Source organism: Neisseria perflava (assembly GCF_002863305.2).
GTDB classification, from domain to species: Bacteria; Pseudomonadota; Gammaproteobacteria; order Burkholderiales; family Neisseriaceae; genus Neisseria; species Neisseria perflava_A.
The window spans coordinates 1,021,573-1,039,770 of sequence record NZ_CP136962.1; the positions used below are offsets into that span (position 1 = coordinate 1,021,573).

19 protein-coding genes are annotated in these 18,198 nt (G+C 48.9%); 14 read left to right on the plus strand and 5 right to left on the minus strand.

Annotated features, from left to right (window positions below):
- Together ispG and CYJ98_RS04595 are read left to right on the plus strand one after the other, a co-directional pair.
- On the plus strand, nt 1-1,266 hold the full coding sequence (ispG, locus tag CYJ98_RS04590) for a flavodoxin-dependent (E)-4-hydroxy-3-methylbut-2-enyl-diphosphate synthase (protein ID WP_101755522.1): 1,266 nt from the start codon (nt 1-3) through the stop codon (nt 1,264-1,266).
- 33 nt (nt 1,267-1,299) lie between these two features.
- The gene (locus CYJ98_RS04595; protein ID WP_101755523.1) at nt 1,300-2,145 is read left to right on the plus strand and encodes a DUF817 domain-containing protein; all 846 of its coding nucleotides are present in this window, start codon (nt 1,300-1,302) and stop codon (nt 2,143-2,145) included.
- 60 nt (nt 2,146-2,205) lie between these two features.
- Here the strand turns inward: CYJ98_RS04595 and CYJ98_RS04600 are convergent, their stop codons facing one another.
- Both CYJ98_RS04600 and CYJ98_RS04605 read right to left on the minus strand, forming a co-directional pair.
- Nucleotides 2,206-3,747 (minus strand): OFA family MFS transporter, encoded by a 1,542-nt coding sequence (locus CYJ98_RS04600; protein WP_101755524.1) that lies wholly within the window; start codon nt 3,745-3,747, stop codon nt 2,206-2,208.
- 225 nt (nt 3,748-3,972) lie between these two features.
- Nucleotides 3,973-4,554, minus strand: coding sequence for a superoxide dismutase (locus CYJ98_RS04605; protein WP_003683473.1), 582 nt, complete (start codon nt 4,552-4,554; stop codon nt 3,973-3,975).
- Nucleotides 4,555-4,708: 154 nt separating this feature from the next.
- Between CYJ98_RS04605 and dnaB the strand changes: the two genes are divergently transcribed.
- The 6 genes from dnaB (at nt 4,709) to CYJ98_RS04635 (ending at nt 9,610) form a co-directional block, all read left to right on the plus strand.
- The gene (dnaB, locus tag CYJ98_RS04610; RefSeq protein ID WP_101755525.1) at nt 4,709-6,115 is read left to right on the plus strand and encodes a replicative DNA helicase; all 1,407 of its coding nucleotides are present in this window, start codon (nt 4,709-4,711) and stop codon (nt 6,113-6,115) included.
- Between the two features lie 157 nt (nt 6,116-6,272).
- Complete coding sequence (locus CYJ98_RS04615) at nt 6,273-6,938, plus strand: pilus assembly FimT family protein (protein ID WP_101755526.1); 666 nt, start codon at nt 6,273-6,275, stop codon at nt 6,936-6,938.
- Nucleotides 6,939-6,953: 15 nt separating this feature from the next.
- The gene (pilV, locus tag CYJ98_RS04620; protein WP_180947862.1) at nt 6,954-7,601 is read left to right on the plus strand and encodes a type IV pilus modification protein PilV; all 648 of its coding nucleotides are present in this window, start codon (nt 6,954-6,956) and stop codon (nt 7,599-7,601) included.
- 2 nt (nt 7,602-7,603) lie between these two features.
- The gene (locus tag CYJ98_RS04625; protein ID WP_101755527.1) at nt 7,604-8,539 is read left to right on the plus strand and encodes a PilW family protein; all 936 of its coding nucleotides are present in this window, start codon (nt 7,604-7,606) and stop codon (nt 8,537-8,539) included.
- Nucleotides 8,518-9,117, plus strand: a complete 600-nt coding sequence (locus tag CYJ98_RS04630) for a pilus assembly PilX family protein (RefSeq protein ID WP_101755528.1) — start codon at nt 8,518-8,520, stop codon at nt 9,115-9,117. Before CYJ98_RS04625 ends, CYJ98_RS04630 begins: the two co-directional genes overlap by 22 nt.
- 4 nt (nt 9,118-9,121) lie before the next feature.
- The gene (locus tag CYJ98_RS04635; RefSeq protein ID WP_101755529.1) at nt 9,122-9,610 is read left to right on the plus strand and encodes a PilX family type IV pilin; all 489 of its coding nucleotides are present in this window, start codon (nt 9,122-9,124) and stop codon (nt 9,608-9,610) included.
- Nucleotides 9,611-9,662: 52 nt separating this feature from the next.
- Here the strand turns inward: CYJ98_RS04635 and CYJ98_RS04640 are convergent, their stop codons facing one another.
- Nucleotides 9,663-10,283 carry a Smr/MutS family protein gene (locus tag CYJ98_RS04640; protein WP_101755530.1) on the minus strand — a complete coding sequence of 207 codons (621 nt, stop codon included), beginning with the start codon at nt 10,281-10,283 and terminating at the stop codon, nt 9,663-9,665.
- 136 nt (nt 10,284-10,419) lie between these two features.
- Between CYJ98_RS04640 and CYJ98_RS04645 the strand changes: the two genes are divergently transcribed.
- From CYJ98_RS04645 to mutL, 6 genes are all read left to right on the plus strand, one after another.
- Nucleotides 10,420-10,797 carry a hypothetical protein gene (locus CYJ98_RS04645; protein ID WP_101755531.1) on the plus strand — a complete coding sequence of 126 codons (378 nt, stop codon included), beginning with the start codon at nt 10,420-10,422 and terminating at the stop codon, nt 10,795-10,797.
- A 135-nt stretch (nt 10,798-10,932) separates the two neighbouring features.
- Entirely contained in the window at nt 10,933-12,408 is a 1,476-nt protein-coding gene (gene trpE / locus CYJ98_RS04650) for an anthranilate synthase component I (protein ID WP_101755532.1), read from the plus strand.
- A 43-nt stretch (nt 12,409-12,451) separates the two neighbouring features.
- The gene (locus CYJ98_RS04655; protein WP_101755533.1) at nt 12,452-13,021 is read left to right on the plus strand and encodes an RNA 2'-phosphotransferase; all 570 of its coding nucleotides are present in this window, start codon (nt 12,452-12,454) and stop codon (nt 13,019-13,021) included.
- Between the two features lie 82 nt (nt 13,022-13,103).
- Entirely contained in the window at nt 13,104-14,240 is a 1,137-nt protein-coding gene (locus CYJ98_RS04660) for a 5-(carboxyamino)imidazole ribonucleotide synthase (RefSeq protein WP_101755534.1), read from the plus strand.
- A gap of 72 nt (nt 14,241-14,312) precedes the next feature.
- A complete protein-coding gene (locus tag CYJ98_RS04665) occupies nt 14,313-14,795 on the plus strand; it encodes a GNAT family N-acetyltransferase (protein WP_101755535.1) in 483 nt (160 codons plus the stop codon).
- A gap of 37 nt (nt 14,796-14,832) precedes the next feature.
- On the plus strand, nt 14,833-16,809 hold the full coding sequence (gene mutL, locus CYJ98_RS04670; protein ID WP_101755536.1) for a DNA mismatch repair endonuclease MutL: 1,977 nt from the start codon (nt 14,833-14,835) through the stop codon (nt 16,807-16,809).
- A gap of 57 nt (nt 16,810-16,866) precedes the next feature.
- On the opposite strand, the gene kdsA is transcribed toward mutL, so the two are convergent.
- A complete protein-coding gene (gene kdsA, locus CYJ98_RS04675) occupies nt 16,867-17,709 on the minus strand; it encodes a 3-deoxy-8-phosphooctulonate synthase (protein ID WP_101755537.1) in 843 nt (280 codons plus the stop codon).
- A 74-nt stretch (nt 17,710-17,783) separates the two neighbouring features.
- Nucleotides 17,784-18,167, minus strand: a complete 384-nt coding sequence (gene panD, locus CYJ98_RS04680) for an aspartate 1-decarboxylase (protein WP_003678944.1) — start codon at nt 18,165-18,167, stop codon at nt 17,784-17,786.
- Nucleotides 18,168-18,198 lie beyond the last annotated feature (31 nt).

An 18,198-nucleotide genomic window follows, 5' to 3' on the forward strand; every position in this document is an offset into this window, starting at 1 on the left:
ATGACCACACCTAAACGCCGTCTGACACATCAAGTACAAATCGATCATCTCATTGTCGGTTCGGATGCGCCCGTCGTTGTGCAATCTATGACCAATACCGACACCGCAGATGCAGAAGCAACCGCCCGACAGGTCAAAGAGTTGAGCGATGCCGGCTCGGAAATGGTACGCATCACGGTCAATACTCCGGAAGCGGCTTCCAAAGTCACCGAAATCCGCAGCCGCTTAGACGATATGGGTTACACCACGCCCCTTATCGGCGACTTCCATTTCAATGGCGAACGCTTATTGGCTGAATTTCCCGAGTGCGGCAAGGCCCTGTCTAAATACCGCATCAACCCGGGCAATGTCGGCAAAGGCGCAAAAGGCGATGAGAAATTTGCCTTTATGATTCGTACAGCGGCAGAAAACAATAAAGCCGTACGCATCGGTGTGAACTGGGGTTCGCTTGATCAAAGCCTTGCCAAACGTATGATGGATGCCAACCTAGCTTCTGCTACACCGAAGCCGCCTGAAGAAATCATGAAAGAGGCTTTGATTGTTTCGGCGCTGGAGTCGGCAGAAAAAGCCGTAGCTTTGGGTTTACCCGAAGACAAAATCATTTTGTCGTGCAAGGTCAGTGCCGTACAAGACTTGATTCAGGTTTACCGCGAATTGGGCAGCCGTTGCCGCTATCCGCTCCATCTCGGTCTGACCGAGGCTGGCATGGGCAGCAAAGGTATTGTGGCATCTACCGCTGCCTTGGCTGTATTGCTGCAAGAAGGCATCGGCGACACCATTCGAATCTCCCTAACCCCCGAGCCCGGCAGTTCGCGCACTCAGGAAGTCATTGTCGGTCAGGAAATCCTGCAAACCATGGGTTTGCGTTCCTTCACACCAATGGTTACAGCCTGCCCGGGCTGCGGCCGTACCACCAGTACCGTATTCCAAGAATTGGCGCAAGACGTACAAAACTATTTACGTCAAAAAATGACTGTTTGGCGCACTGAGTATCCAGGCGTTGAATCATTGAACGTTGCCGTAATGGGTTGCGTAGTCAATGGCCCGGGCGAGAGCAAGCTTGCCGATATCGGTATCAGCCTGCCAGGTACAGGTGAAACTCCGGTTGCGCCGGTTTATGTAGACGGCGAACGCAAAGTGACCCTCAAAGGCGACAATATCGCTGCCGAGTTTTTGCAAATCGTTGAAGATTATGTCAAAACCAACTACTGCGAAGGTGGCGCAAAACGTAAGCAAAACCGTGTCATTCCAATTCAGTCTGCCTAAAATATTATCAAGATAAAGAGGCCGTCTGAAAATATGTTGGACAAACTGGATACTTGGCTGACTGAGCATCCCAAACGCAAGGATTTGCATGGTTGGCGACGCTTTATCGTTGAATTTTGGTTTTTCGGTTTGAAAGAAGCACGAGCCTGCTTATTTGCAGGCTTGTTTTTCATTGCCATGTTCCTCATTCCGAAAACAGGTTGGCTGGGAATTTCGCGCTATGACCTGCTGCTGATTTTTGCCGTCTCCGTACAAGCAGCCATGCTGTATTTCAAGCTGGAAACTTGGGATGAAGTGAAATCGATTACGCTGTTTCACTTGGTGGGCTTTGCTTTAGAGTGGTTCAAGACATCAGGCGATATCCAGTCTTGGAGCTATCCGGATGAGGCTTACACTAAAATCGGCGGCGTACCGCTGTTTGCGGGCTTTATGTATGCTGCAGTCGGCAGCTATATCATTCAAGCATGGCGGCTGTTTGACTTAAAAATCAAAAGTCATCCGCCGTATTGGCTGGGTACTTTGTGCGCACTGGCGATTTATATCAATTTCTTCACCCATCACTATATCGGTGACTATCGCTGGTATCTTGCAGCTTTTGCTCTCGGCCTATACGCCCGAACAACGGTCTTATACACGCCCTATGACACCACTCGCAGAATGCCGCTCCTGCTCGCTTTCGTCCTGATCGGATTTTTCATTTGGCTGGCGGAAAATTTGGGAACCCTATTCGGCGTTTGGCGCTATCCAAACCAAATCGGCGCGTGGGCATCGGTACACATCAGCAAATGGAGTTCATGGGCTTTACTGGTGATGATGACTTTTACCATCGTTGCGAATTTAAAACACATCAAACATACCATCAGCGTATCGAAAGATTAGTTGTTTAACATTTGAAAAAAGGCCGTCTGAAACTTTCAGACGGCCTTTAATTTTCAACAATCAATTAAACAAACTTAAGGCTTTCACAAACACCATAATAACGCCGTAGCCCAAAGGAATGCAGACCAAAGCCCAGCGCCACCATACTCCAATGCCGCCCGCTGAGACTTTTTTGCTAATCAGATAGGCATCGGATACAGCGGTTTCATCATCGGGATTACGGCTATGGGCCGCTACTTTAATGTCTTTCTCGTGATGCTTTTCATGAACCGAACGGACACCCAAGTTACACAGCAAACCGACAATCAACAAACCCGCCATGATGTACATGGTAATGCTATAAGCCTCGGCAGCCGGAACGCCGCTTTCAATTTGACTTTGGCGGATATAGTTAACCAATACCGGGCCAATAACGGCCGCAGTTGACCATGCCAGCAAAATCCTGCCGTGGATTGCACCGACTTGATAAGTGCCGAACAAATCCTTCAAATACGCCGGAATAGCTGCAAAACCGCCGCCATACATGGAAATAATGACGCAGAAACCTATGACAAACAAAGCCTTGTTACCGCTTCCGCCAATAGACGGAATGGCAAAATACAACAGCGAGCCGAGCACGAAGAAAACAGTATAAGTGTTTTTACGGCCGATTTTATCGGACACGCTGGACCACAAAAAGCGGCCGCCCATATTAAACAGGCTTAACAGGCTCACAAAACCTGCCGCTGCGCCCGCACCAATGGCCGCTTGTTTTCCCACAGATGCCTCGGAAAACAGCTCCTGAATCATGACGGAAGCCTGTCCCAATACGCCAATACCGGCCGTCACATTCAAACACAACACCCAAAACAAGAGCCAGAATTGCGGCGTTTTCATGGCTTGTGAAACATTGACATGATTGCTGCTGACCAATTTGCTTTTGTTTTTCGGCGCAACATAACCTTTAGGTTTCCAGCCATCGGCAGGTACACGGATCGTAAACGCGCCGAACATCATCAACACCAAATAAAACAACCCTAAAACCACAAAAGTCTGCGCAACGCCAACCGAAGTTTCACTGGAGAAAAAACTCATCAGCGATACCGACAAAGGCGAGGCCAACATCGCGCCGCCACCAAAACCCATAATCGCCAAACCTGTTGCCATGCCCGGTTTATCGGGAAACCATTTCATCAATGTCGATACAGGCCCGATATAGCCCAAGCCCAAACCAATCCCGCCAATCACGCCGTTGCCCAAATAAAGCAAAAACAGATTGTGCGTATGGACGCCGATTGCCGACACAAAAAAGCCCAAGCTAAAGCAGCAGGCGGCAACAAACATCGCCTTACGCGGCCCAACGCGTTCCATCCATGTACCGAACATGGCCGCAGACGCGCCCAGCATCGCCAAGGCAATACTGAAAATCCAACCCACCGTGGTCAGCTTCCAATCTCCGGCAGCCGACTCAGTGATACCGATAAGCTTGGTTAAAGGCGCATTGAACACGGAATAAGCGTATATCTGCCCGATGGCAAGATGCACAGCCAAAGCGGCAGGCGGTACCAGCCAACGATTAAAGCCGGGTTTGGCAATGGTCGCCTCACGGTCTAAAAACTTCATAAAATCCTCTTATCTTATGTATGTCAAACGCTGATTCCATATCATATGGAATCAAAAAATTGTTAACAATATTGTAACATTAATCTCCCATTTTCCTTTTTGTCCGCTCCATGATAATTTTGCGCATCAGACAGAAAAAACATTCATCCAAACCATTTTCCTCATCCAATATCAACAAAAAGGCCGTCTGAAAATCTTTCAGACGGCCTTTTCATTCATATCGTTTTATGCGGCGAAGCGTTTGGCAACTTCATCCCAGTTAACGATTTCCCAAAAACCTTTCAGGTAGTTAGGACGGCTGTTGCGGTAGTCGATGTAGTAGGCGTGTTCCCATACATCACAAGTCAACAGCGGAGTATTTTCAGTAGTCAGCGGAGTACCTGCATTGGAAGTAGAAACCAGATCCAATTCACCGGCAGGCGTTTTTACCAACCATGCCCAACCGGAACCGAAAGTACCAGCCGCGCAGGCATTGAACGCTTCTTGGAATTTCTCGAAGCTGCCCCATTTGGCGTCGATGGCCGCAGCCAATTCACCGGCAGGTTTGCCTTGACCTTTAGGGGTAAAGCCCAGCCAGTAGAAAGTGTGGTTCCAAGTTTGGGCAGCGTTGTTGAACATACCGCCGGAAGATTTTTTTACGATTTCTTCCAAAGGCATTTCTTCAAACTCAGTGCCTTTGATTTGATTATTCAAATTGGTGATGTAGGTTTGATGGTGTTTGCCGTAGTGGAACTCCAAAGTTTCTTTGGTCAGATGTGGGGACAATGCGTCCAGTTCATAAGGCAGTTGTGGCAGCTTATGTTCCATTTTTATGCTCCTAATTATTGATATTTATATTTTGGTAGTATGTGTTGTCAAATCGACAACATTGCTATTTTACCTGCTTTAGCCTAAACAAACCAATTGAACTTACACTGCGCTATAATAGTGGATTGCAATTTCCCAGCCAGAGATGCCCGTCATGAGCAATTATTCCGATATGCCGTCTGAAGACCGTGAAATCAGCGCATTGTCACTGCCGCCACATTCCACAGAAGCGGAGCAATCCGTATTGGGCGGCCTGATGCTGGAAAATTCTGCTTGGGACCGTATTGCCGATGTCGTTTCCAGCGAGGATTTCTATCGCCACGAACACCGCCTGATTTTTCGTACGATTGCCAACCTGATTAATGAAAGCCGTCCTGCCGACGTCATTACCGTCCAAGAAAGTTTGGAACGCAATGAAGAATTGGAAGCGGCAGGCGGATTCAACTATCTGATTACGCTGGCGCAAAATACGCCATCTGCTGCCAATATCCGCCGCTACGCCGAAATCGTGCGCGAACGTTCCATCATGCGCCAGCTTGCCGAAGTCGGCACGGAAATTGCACGCAGCGCATACAATCCGCAAGGGCGCGATGCAGGCCAGCTTTTGGACGAGGCAGAAAACAAAGTATTCCAAATCGCCGAAAGCACCGCCAAATCCAAACAAGGCTTCCTTGAGATGCCCGACCTTCTGAAAGAAGTGGTCGAGCGCATCGATATGCTTTATTCGCGCGACAATCCTGATGAAGTAACCGGCATATCGACAGGTTTTATCGACCTCGACAAAAAAACATCAGGTCTTCAACCAGGCGATTTGATCATCGTCGCAGGTCGTCCGTCCATGGGTAAAACCGCCTTTTCGATCAATATTGCGGAACACGTTGCCGTAGAAAACAAATTGCCTGTCGCCGTATTCTCTATGGAGATGGGCGGTGCGCAGTTGGTCATGCGTATGCTGGGTTCAGTCGGACGTTTGGATCAAAGCGTTTTAAAAACCGGCAGATTACAAGACGAACACTGGGGCCGTCTGAACGAAGCGGTCGTTAAACTCTCCGATGCACCCATGTATATCGATGAAACGCCGGGTTTGACTGCGCTCGAACTCCGCGCCCGCGCCCGTCGTCTTGCACGCCAGTTCAACGGCAAATTAGGGTTGATCGTTATCGACTACCTGCAATTGATGTCAGGTTCTGGTCGCTCTGACAACCGTGCTTCCGAGCTTGGCGAAATTTCGCGCTCCCTCAAAGCATTGGCTAAAGAATTGCAAGTTCCCGTCATTGCCCTGTCGCAGTTGAGCCGTACAGTTGAGCAGCGTACCGACAAACGCCCGATGATGTCCGACTTGCGTGAGTCCGGCGCAATCGAACAAGATGCCGACTTGATTATGTTCATGTATCGCGACGAATACTACAACTCAGATTCACCCGCAAAAGGCTTGGCGGAATGTATTATCGGCAAACACCGTAACGGTCCCGTTGGGAAAGTATTCCTCACTTGGATGGGTCAATTTACCAAATTTGATAATGCTGCCTATATTCCAGAATCCATGTTGATGGAAGATTGAGACAGATTGTCCGAAAAACTAACCGAATTTCATATTTCATTAGTCACGCATTACAAAATCGTTTAGAATAAATCTAATAAAAGCAAAAGCATTGCCACAGGCAAGTGCAAAAGAGAAAACGTCAGTTACCCAACACATTACTACTAAAAAATCACTCATGTATCAGACACAAAAAGGCTTCACCCTAATTGAGTTGCTGATCGTCATTACTATTGCAGCAGTAATGGCAGTCATCGCACTTCCCAATATGAATCAATGGATTGCCTCCAGACGTGCGGCATCGCAAGCAGAGCAAATTGCAAATCTGCTGCGCTTCGCGCGTAATGAGGCCGTCCGACTCAATCTTCCCGTTTACATCTGCCCGGTCAAAATCAAATCCGATGGCTCACCCAATAATGGTTGCGATTCCAAATATGCCGGTAATGGTATGTTGTCCTACGCCGATAAAAACGAAGACTTACGCTATCAAAACGACACAGTTGATTTATCCATCCGCTCCATTATCCTTAATGGAGATACCGACAAAGTGGAATACAGCTTCAACTATATCCCTATCGGCAATGACCGTTCTGCCCTCTCGGCCTCAGCTTCAAAAGAAGTCTGGTGGAGATTTCTTCCCAATGGTACATTTGGTCATTCAACTGATGGCAAAAATTATCAATTTTCAGACGGCCACATCAAAATCAGCCTAACGGATAAATCTGCTGCCGATGCTGAAACCAAGAAAGCCCGTGCTACCGTACTTTTAATCAATGGCAATGGGCATGTCGAAATCTGTGCTAAAAACGATGAGCGCAAAATATGCGAATACACTTCCAAATAATAACAACGGTATCTTATGAACATTACTAATCCTACTCATCTCAGATCATTTAAAGGCCGTCTGAAAACAAGCTCAACAAGCTTTACTCCAAAACTTCAATCAGGTATGACCCTGATTGAAGTTTTGATTGCCATGTTTGTCCTTGCCATCGGTGTGCTTGCCCTTCTGGCTGTTCAATTGCGTACCGTATCCAGCGTGCGCGAGTCTGAAAATCAAACCACAGTCGCCCAAATTACACAAAATCTAATTGAAGGCATGCTCATTAATCCGACACTCTCTGAAGAAACCGATACTGCAGGGGAAAAAACCTCCCGTTATAAAAAATCCTATGATGCCTACCTAAAATCCGACTCTAAACAAACTGCAAAATTTGAAGCCAAAATGAGCAAAGCCCAACTTGCACAGGCTCAAATTGCACAGTTTAAAGCTGATTTAGCCAAAGCCCTTCCCGAAGCCCAAGTCTTCTCGACCATCTGCAAAGATTCTTCCGGTGCAGAGCCGACTTACGAAAATGGGTTTAACGCGAAATGCGATGGCAAAGGCGACACGACCATCGTGAAAGTTTTATGGTTGCAAGATGTCGAAGAAGAAAATAGCGCAAAAAATCTCAATACATCGGGGCATCACGTTGTCTATACCTACCAATCACGCGTAAGAGACTAACAATGAACAATAAACGCTTACTCAACCATATTCCCAATAAAATCGCCATTCGTGGCTTCAGCATCCTTGAATTTCTGGTTGCCAGCCTGCTCAGCATGATCGTCTTAATGGCTGTCAGCTCCACCTACTTTACTGCGCGCGGATTAAACAAGTCTGCCAACGCCCGTATCGGTATCCAACAAGATTTGCGCAACGCCGCCAATATGATCGTCCGCGATGCGCGTATGGCAGGTAATTTCGGCTGCTTCAATATGGCGAATTTTCCTGCCTCTGCAGTGATAGAAGACAAAAGCTCGGATGAATATACATTGAAAACAGCCGGTGTGAATAAGCTGTTACCGGTTAAAGAAATCAATAAATTAAGCTATACAGGCTTTGTTCAAACTGGCAAAGCCCTGCTGTTCCAATACGGTATCGACAAAGCGGACTCTGCTGCAAAAACTGCCATTGCCAGCAGCTGCTCCGGTATTGCCAAACCTCACATAGAAATTAAAGATTTGGCTGCGGCAAAATCAGCTTTAAAAATTACCAACTCTGATCAAGACGGCAGTATCGCCATTATGAAACATGAAATGATTGCCTACGCTGTCGGTAAACTTGGCGAAGAGAGCGGTTTGTTCCGTTTCCAATTATCTGATAATGGCTCATGGAGTAATCCACAGCTGCTAATTAAAGGCATTACAAGCATGGATCTTCATTATATCTATGCAGAATGTCCTGATTCTGAAAATGCATCAGCAAGTGGAGCAAATGCGGAAACCTTTAAGTATGCAGATCAATTGGATACCTCAATTGAGGCTAAGTCTCCGGCTTCTATCCAAATCGTACTGAATAACGGCAGTATTGACCCATCAAAAGAACAAGACAATAAAGTCGATATCTATAATATTAATGCCACCATCCGCGGAGGAAACGTATGCGCCGACCGATCACTCTAAACAAACCCGAACGGCAGCAGGGCTATGCTTTGTTTATCGTCTTAATGATGATGGTCGTTATCGCCCTGCTCGTGGTTACAGCCACTCAGTCCTACAATACCGAACAACGCATCAGCACTAACGATGCCGACCGCAAACTGGCAACCACCCTGGCCGAAGCGGCACTGCGTGAAGGTGAAAATCAAATTTTTGATATTGAAGGTAAAAAGACTACTTTTACCAAAGATTGTAAAAACGGTTTATGCTCTACTCCAGAAGTTATATATGATGGTAACTTTGAAAAACCAGAAAACGACAAACTGGAAGGAGATGCTTGGAATCGTATACTCCCTGAATGTATAGAAAAAGATGAAAAAGATGAAAAAAAGAAGAAAAAACCCCAAAAATGTATTGATGTCAACGGCAAAAAATATTCTCTAGGTGAAAATAGCGGCATCAAAAAAAGTCCGCGCTACATCATCGAATATCTAGGCACTAACTCTGCCGACAAACGTACTATTTACCGCGTTACTGCCAAAGCATGGGGTAAGAATGACAATACCCAAGTCGTTCTTCAGTCTTACGTTGCCAGCGAATAATATAATGAATACCACCTCTACCAAACAACTAGGCTTTACGCTGGTTGAGATGATGATTGCCGTCGCCATCTTAGCCATCCTGAGCGTCATTGCCATTCCATCTTACAACCGCTACATTGAACGCGGCTACCAATCACAAGCGCATGCCGAGTTAGTCGCCATCAATTCTGCTTTTAAAAATAAGATGGTTAAAAATCCAAATTGGGAAACTAAAAGGATTGAAAAAGAATTAGGTACATTTATTTCCTCATACAAAGGCCATAAAGATTTGGCAGACAAATACCAATACTCTGCTGAAATGATTAATGCCAGTACAAGCCGGGCCTATCGTTTGAAAGCCATACCCATCAAAACAGGCTATACCCTTTCCGTTTGGATGGATAGTTTGGGCAATGCTTACAAATGTACTGATATTGACTCTGCCAAAGATTCCAAAACTACAATGATCAATGGCAAAGGTTGCGAATCGGTTTCCAAAAAGAAATCTTCTTAGTCTGACAAACATAAAAAAGCAGTGTCATTTTATCGACACTGCTTTTTTTATTTTACTGCTTCCAATCATCGTCTCGGCGTTGACGTTTCAACAAAATCCTGACAGCGCCATCATTGCCTTGTCGAGGCTCGACATAAGCCAACACATCAGGATGCTGCATCAACCAACGGCGCGTCATATTTTTCAAAACCGGTTTATAGCCTGAAGAACCCAAGCCGCTGCCGTGGACAATCTCGCCGCAAACGCCGCGTTTTTTCGTAAATTCAATAAATTCGTTCAATACCTGCTGCGCTTCTTCCTGCGTATAGCCATGCAAATCCACATCAGCCACAACAGGATAATGGCCGTTTCGCAAACGCATCAAATCATTTTTACCCTGTCCGTTTTTACTGAACGAAGCCGGTGGCTCTTCCCAGCCGCCGCTACCCACATAAAAATAATCTTCCTGCTCCAAAGTTGCCATTTCTTTAGGTCGCGGTTTGATAGGCGATTTATCGCGAGGCTGTTCATAATAGTTACCGGCATTTTTCAACGGCGTAACCTTGCCAACCGCCTTGCTGAAATCTACATCCTCTACCAGCTTTTTAGCCTTCGCTTCGGCTTCCCGCTCCGCGGCTTCCTTTTTCACCTGTTTGCCCAAAGCCTTCAGCGTTTCTTGAAAGTTTGCCGTCATGGTTTGTCCTTTCCAAAAAATTGATTGCGCACATTATAGCAAACCCGATTACAAGACCGTCTGAAAGACTCTTATCATCGCTTCTTGTTTAGGGTATAGTATTAACGTATTGCCAGTCTTATAAAAGAGAGAAAATATGTTTAAACGCCCGGAAGAAATCATCGTCTTGATACTTGCCCTATTATGGGTCGGACTCAGCTACTACTTTGCCGCCATCCTGATTTCAGATGCCTACACCATCCTCCTGATTACCGTACTGACTTTTGTTTGGGCGGCCATCTGTTTCCTTTTATGGCAACGCAACTTAAGCCGTCATATTTGGCCGCTGTTCCTCGGCAGCCTGGTTGCCTGCTGGTGGCCATACTTCACTTGGCTTGCCAGCGATGTTCCCGAAGGTACATGGTATTCAGGCTGGACATTCAAATCCATTATCGCCCTGATTCCCGTTGTTGCCGCTTATATTTTCAAGTGGAAACGAAGCCGGAAAAACAAAATCTCCAACACCATTGCCTAATACCTCGCGCCGTCTTTTTCAGACGGCGTTTTCCATATCTGACATAACGCTCAGACTGTCAACAATTCCAATAAAATGCTATACTCTTCACACGATTTAACACCCTAAAACAGGCCGTCTGAAAGACTTATCAAGATGATCAGCAAACAAGAATACCAAGCCCAAGCCGCACAAGGTTACAACCGCATTCCACTCGTTCAAGAGCTGCTTGCCGACTTGGACACACCGCTCTCAATCTACCTCAAACTTGCCAACAAGCCTTTCACCTACCTGCTCGAATCCGTTGTCGGTGGCGAACGCTTCGGCCGCTATTCCTTTATCGGCCTGCCTTGCAGCCACTATCTCAAAACCAGCGGCAAACATGTCGATGTGTATCAAAACGGCGAAATCGTCGAACAACACGACGGCAATCCCCTACCCTTTATCGAAGCCTTCCACAACCGCTTCAAAACGCCCGAAATCCCAAGCCTGCCACGCTTTACCGGCGGCCTGGTCGGCTACTTTGGTTATGAAACCATCTACAACTTTGAACATTTTGCCCACCGCCTGAAACATACGGCCAAAGCCGATCCGCTCGGTACGCCCGACATCCTCCTGATGCTCTCGCAAGAGCTTGCGGTAGTGGATAACCTAAGCGGCAAAATCTACCTGATTGTTTATGCCGATCCGTCTCAAGCCGACGGCTACGAACGCGCACGCGAACGTCTTGAAGACATCCGTACCCAGTTGCGCCAAAGTTGCGCCATCCCGCTTTCGCTCGGCAGCAAACAAACCCAAGCAGTCAGCGAGTTTGGCGAAGGACCTTTCAAAACCTGCGTCAACAAAATCAAAGACTACATCTTTGCAGGCGACTGCATGCAGGTTGTCCCCAGCCAACGCATGAGCATGGAATTTACCGACAATCCGCTTGCCCTCTACCGCGCCCTGCGTACACTGAACCCATCGCCGTATATGTTCTACTACGATTTCGGCGATTTCCATATTGTCGGCTCTTCGCCCGAAATCCTCGTCCGCCGCGAACGTGACGACGTCATCGTCCGCCCTATCGCCGGCACGCGCCTGCGCGGTAAAACACCCGCCGAAGACCTTGCCAACGAACAAGACCTGCTGAGTGATGCCAAAGAAATTGCCGAACACGTCATGTTGATTGACTTAGGACGCAACGACGTCGGCCGCATCAGCAAAACCGGCGAAGTCAAAGTCACTGACAAAATGGTAATTGAAAAATACTCTCATGTAATGCACATCGTCTCCAACGTCGAAGGCCGTCTGAAAGAGGGCATGACCAATATGGACATCCTCGCCGCAACCTTCCCGGCAGGCACACTTTCCGGTGCCCCCAAAGTCCGCGCCATGGAGATCATCGAAGAAGTCGAACCGAGCAAACGCGGCATCTACGGCGGCGCAGTCGGCGTATGGAGTTTCAACAACGACATGGACTTAGCCATTGCCATCCGCACTGCCGTGATTAAAAACAATACCCTCTTCGTCCAAAGCGGCGCAGGCGTAGTTGCCGATTCCAACCCGACATCCGAATGGCAGGAAACCCAAAACAAAGCTCGGGCAGTAATCCGCGCAGCGCAAATGGTGCAAGAAGGGCTGGATAAATAATTTTCAGACGGCCTGCGCTCTGAAATGACTAAACAATAAGATTATGATACTCAACGAAAAACAACTAAAATCCATCAGCAAATTCCTCAGCTTTATATTACGCCATCATCCCGAGCAAATTGGTATTACTTTGGATAAAGACGGCTGGGTGGATATTGATACCCTACTGACGCAGGCAAACCATCCCGAGCGCGGCCTTACGGGCAATCCGCTGACCTACGAAATATTGTTGGAAGTGGTCGAAAACAACGATAAAAAACGGTTTACCGTATCAGAAGACGGCAAACGCATCCGCGCGGCGCAAGGTCATTCGACGGCACAAGTTCAGGTCGAACACAAAGTGGCGACGCCTCCTCAGATTTTGTATCACGGTACGGCTGAGCACTCTGTTCCATCTATTTTGGAACAAGGTCTGCATTCTGCCTCGCGCCATTTTGTCCATCTGTCTGCCGATGCCGAAACAGCCGTTAAAGTCGGCTCCCGCCACGGCAAGCCGGTTGTATTGACCATCGACACTGTCTCCATGCTTGCGGCAGGACATCAATTTTATTTGGCGGACAACGGCGTATGGTTAACTGAAAACGTTCCGCCGCAATTTATCGGCAAACTTTAAAACATCAGGCCGTCTGAAGCCGTAAACCATGTTCAGACGGCCTGCAAACACCCTACCCAATTTCTTCATAAAGCGATTATCCATGAACACATCCCCCATCCTCCCTCCTGCCATGCTCGGCATCCTCGGCGGCGGACAATTAGGCAGAATGTTTACTGTTGCTGCCAAAACCATGGGCTACAAAGTAACCGTACTCGATCCCGACCCGAACGCGCCGGCAGCGGAATTTGCCGACCGCCATTTGTGCGCGCCGTTTGATGATCCGGCCGCTTTGGAAGAATTGGCAAAATGCGCGGCTGTTACGACCGAGTTTGAAAACGTCAATGCCGATGCGATGCGTTTTCTCGCCAAACACACCAATGTTTCCCCCAGCGGCGACTGCGTTGCCATCGCGCAAAACCGCATTCAGGAAAAGGCATGGATACGCAAAGCAGGCCTGCAAACCGCACCGTATCAAGCGGTTTGCAAAGCCGAAGACATCACTGAAGAAAGCGTACAATTTCTGCCCGGCATCTTGAAAACTGCCACTTTGGGCTACGACGGCAAAGGTCAAATCCGCGTAAAAACATTGGATGAACTCAAAGCCGCATTTGCCGAACACGGTGGCGTGGATTGCGTTTTAGAAAAAATGGTGGACTTGCGCGGCGAGATTTCCGTTATCGTATGCCGTCTGAACAATGACAACGTGCAAACTTTCGACCCTGCCGAAAATATTCACGAAAACGGCATCCTCGCCTACTCCATCGTCCCTGCGCGACTGAGTGCCGACGTGCAGCAACAGGCGCGGCAGATGGCGCAGCGTTTGGCCGATGAATTGAACTACGTCGGCGTATTGGCAGTAGAAATGTTTGTTGTCGGCGATACACATGAATTGGTCGTCAACGAAATCGCGCCGCGTCCGCACAATTCCGGCCACCATACCATCGATGCCTGCGCGACAGACCAATTCCAGCAACAGGTCCGCCTGATGTGCAACCTGCCTCCGGCTGACACCAAATTGCTGAGCTCTTGCTGTATGGCGAATATTTTGGGCGACGTTTGGAAGGAAGACGGCGGCGAACCCGAATGGCTGCCGTTGCAAAGCAACCCGAATGCACATCTGCATCTATACGGTAAAAAAGCCGCGCGTAAAGCCCGAAAAATGGGCCACTTTACCGTCTTGGCCAACGATGCGGACAACGCGTTCCAAACTGCCCAAGCCTTACATCAAAGCCTGTAACCTTACCCACTTTTTTCAGACGGCCTTTGATTGCCAAAGGCCGTCTGAAATCAATTTTTCCGACCATCCGCCATGAGCCTTCTGACCATCCTCCGTCCGGCAACCGAAAAAGACTGCCAAGACATACACAATGCCCATCTGCATGCCGTTCAATATGCCTGCATCCGCAGTTACAATGAAACCATTATGCACACATGGGAAAGTCTGCTCGACATCAACAGCTATTTGGAAACCATCTCCGATAAAAACAAAGCCTTGTGGGTGGTCGAATACAAAGGGCTGATTCAAGGCTTCTTCCAAGTCGATTTCAAAGAAGCGCAACTGGACGCCTTATACGTCCATCCGCTCTTCCACAATCTCGGCTTGGGCACGGCCCTGCTCAGCCGCGCCGAAGAAATGGCACGAAATGCGGGCCTCAGCTTTCTCAAACTGTATGCCTCGCTCAATTCCGTACCTTTTTATCGCCTCAACCGTTACGAGTCGCTCGGTACTGCCGTGTTGCAGCTGAACAAAACCGTCCGTGTCGAATGCGAATTGATGCGCAAATACCTGTAATTTCCCCTTCCGCTGTTGCTTTTTTTGAAAGAAACCGATGTCCCGAATTGCCGCCCTGCCCGACCATCTTGTCAACCAAATCGCCGCCGGCGAAGTGGTCGAACGCCCTGCCAACGCCTTGAAAGAAATCGTTGAAAACAGTATCGATGCAGGCGCAACGGCGATTGATGTCGAGCTGGCCGGCGGCGGCATCCGCCTCATCCGCGTCAGCGACAACGGCGGCGGTATCCATCCGGACGACATCGAGCTTGCACTACACCGCCATGCCACCAGCAAAATCAAAACCTTAAACGATTTGGAACACGTTGCCAGCATGGGCTTTCGCGGCGAAGGTTTGGCCAGTATCGCCTCCGTCAGTCGCCTGACCCTGACCAGCCGTCAAGAAGACAGTTCGCACGCAACCCAAGTCAAAGCCGAAGACGGCAAACTCAGCAGCCCCACCGCTGCCGCCCACCCCGTCGGCACCACCATCGAAGCCGCCGAACTCTTCTTCAATACCCCCGCGCGGCGCAAGTTCCTCAAATCCGAAAACACCGAATACGCTCACTGCGCCACCATGCTCGAACGCCTCGCGCTGGCGCATCCGCACATCGCCTTCTCGCTCAAACGCGACGGCAAACAAGTGTTCAAACTTCCTGCCCAAAGCCTGCATGAACGGATTGCCGCCATTGTCGGCGATGATTTTCAGACGGCCTCATTAGAAATTGACAGCAGCAATGGCGCGCTACGGCTCTATGGAGCGATTGCCAAGCCAACTTTCGCCAAAGGCAAAACCGACAAACAATATTGCTTCGTCAACCATCGTTTTGTCCGCGATAAAGTCATGCTCCATGCTGTCAAACAGGCATACCGCGACGTATTGCACAACGCACTGACGCCTGCTTTCGTCCTCTTTCTCGACCTGCCGCCCGAAGCCGTAGATGTCAACGTCCACCCGACCAAAACCGAAATTCGCTTCCGCGACAGCCAGCAGGTGCACCAACTCGTGTTCCACACACTCAACAAAGCCCTTGCTGACACACGCGCCGACCTGACCGAAAGCGTCAGCAATGCAGGCGAAGTGTTGCATGACATTACCGGCGTTACTCCTGCACCAATGCCGTCTGAAAACAACAGCGAAAATCTGTTTGATAGCGCATCCAACTACCCAACAGGCAACAAACCCGATACACGCAATGCCTTTGGTCCATCAGGCAAAACCGCGCCCATGCCTTACCAAGCCGCGCGCACGCCGCAACAACGCAGCCTATCCCTGCGCGAAAGTCGCGCGGCAATGAATACTTATGCCGAGCTCTACAAAAAAACCGACGATATCGACCTTGAATTGAGCCAATTCGAGCAGGCACGTTTCGGCAATATACCGTCTGAAACGCCTACTCCCCAAACAGATACGCCGTTTTCAGACGGCCTTCCCTCCCAATCCGAACTGCCGCCTCTCGGCTTTGCCATTGCCCAATTACTAGGCATCTACATCCTTGCCCAAGCAGAAGACAGCCTGTTGCTCATCGATATGCACGCCGCCGCCGAACGCGTCAACTACGAGAAAATGAAACGCCAACGTCAGGAAAACGGCAACCTGCAAAGCCAGCGCCTGCTCATTCCCGTAACCTTTGCCGCATCCCACGAAGAATGCGCCGCCCTTGCAGATCATGCCGAAACGCTGGCAGGCTTTGGCTTGGAATTGTCTGACATGGGCGGCAATACCCTTGCCGTCCGTGCAGTTCCCGCTATGCTCGGCAAAGCCGACGTCGTTTCACTGGCGAAAGATGTTTTGGAAGAACTCGCCCAAGTCGGCAGCAGCGAAACCATCAAGGAACACGAAAACCACATCCTCGCCACCATGTCCTGCCACGGCTCAGTCCGCGCCGGCCGCCAGCTTACCCTGCCCGAAATGAACGCACTCCTGCGCGATATGGAAAATACGCCACGTAGCAACCAGTGCAATCACGGCCGTCCGACTTGGGTCAAACTGACTTTAAAAGAATTGGATGCGTTGTTTTTACGCGGACAGTAACGCTAATAAAAAGGCCGTCTGAAACTGCTTTCAGACGGCCTTTTAATTGATTGACCCTTAACGAATATCCATAGGTGCAAACGATTTCACGGTTTCATCGATTGCTTTAACACGGGTCAGGAAATCTTCCAATTGCGCAAGCGGCAATGCGCTTGGGCCATCGCATTTGGCTTGGTCGGGATTGGCATGAGATTCGAGGAACAAACCAGCCAATCGGGTTGCCATACCGGCAAGCGCCAAGTCCAATACTTGGGCGCGCCGGCCGCCTGACGCAGCAGCGCCGGATTCGCGCGTTTGCAGGGAATGGGTTACATCAAAAATAACGGGCAGGTTGTGACACGTTTTTTTCATCACGCCAAAGCCGAGCATATCGACCACCAAATTGTCGTAGCCGAAATTTGCGCCGCGTTCACACAAAATGATTTGCTCATTGCCTGCTTCTTGGAATTTCTCCACAATGTTTTTCATTTGAGACGGGCTGAGGAATTGCGGCTTTTTGATGTTGATGACATTGCCGGTTTTCGCCATTGCCACCACCAAATCGGTTTGGCGTGCCAAGAAGGCTGGCAGCTGGATGACATCGCAGACTTCGGCAACCGGTTGGCATTGGTAAGGCTCGTGAACGTCGGTAATCACGGGAACGTTAAACTCGCGTTTCACCGCTTGAAAAATCTTCATACCTTCGTCCAAACCCACACCGCGGAAAGAGTGGATGGAAGAGCGGTTTGCCTTGTCGAAAGAGGCTTTGAACACGTAAGGGATGCCGAGTTTATTAGTTACTTTAACGTATTGCTCACAGGCTTTCAGCGTAGAGTCAAGGTCTTCAAGGACATTGATGCCGCCGAAAAGGGTAAAGGGCGCATCGTTGCTGACGGTGATGTTGTTGATTTGGATATTCACGGCAAAGCCTTTCAGATAAGTTGAATTTGGGAAACAGGCCGTCTGAAACGTTTCAGACGGCCTTTGTTTGAATATTACAACACGGTGTGCGGCGGCTCATAAGAAATCACGTCGCGGATTTTATTGTTCTCATCGACGAGGACGACTTTCGGCTCATGCGCTGCAATTTCAGGCTCGGACAACATAACGTAAGACATGATAATTACGATGTCGCCTTTTTGAACCAAACGCGCGGCCGCGCCATTGAGGCAAACGACACCGCTGCCGCGTTCGCCGGGGATGGTGTATGTTTCAAGACGTTCGCCGTTGTTATTGTTGACGATGGCGACTTTTTCGTTAACGCAAATACCTGCCGCATCCAGTAGGTCTTGGTCAACGGTAATGCTGCCGACGTAGTTGAGGTCGGCTTCGGTAACGGTGGCACGGTGGATTTTGCCGCCGAGCATGGTACGGAACATGGGTTTCCTTTTTGATTGTGGGTTGATTTGC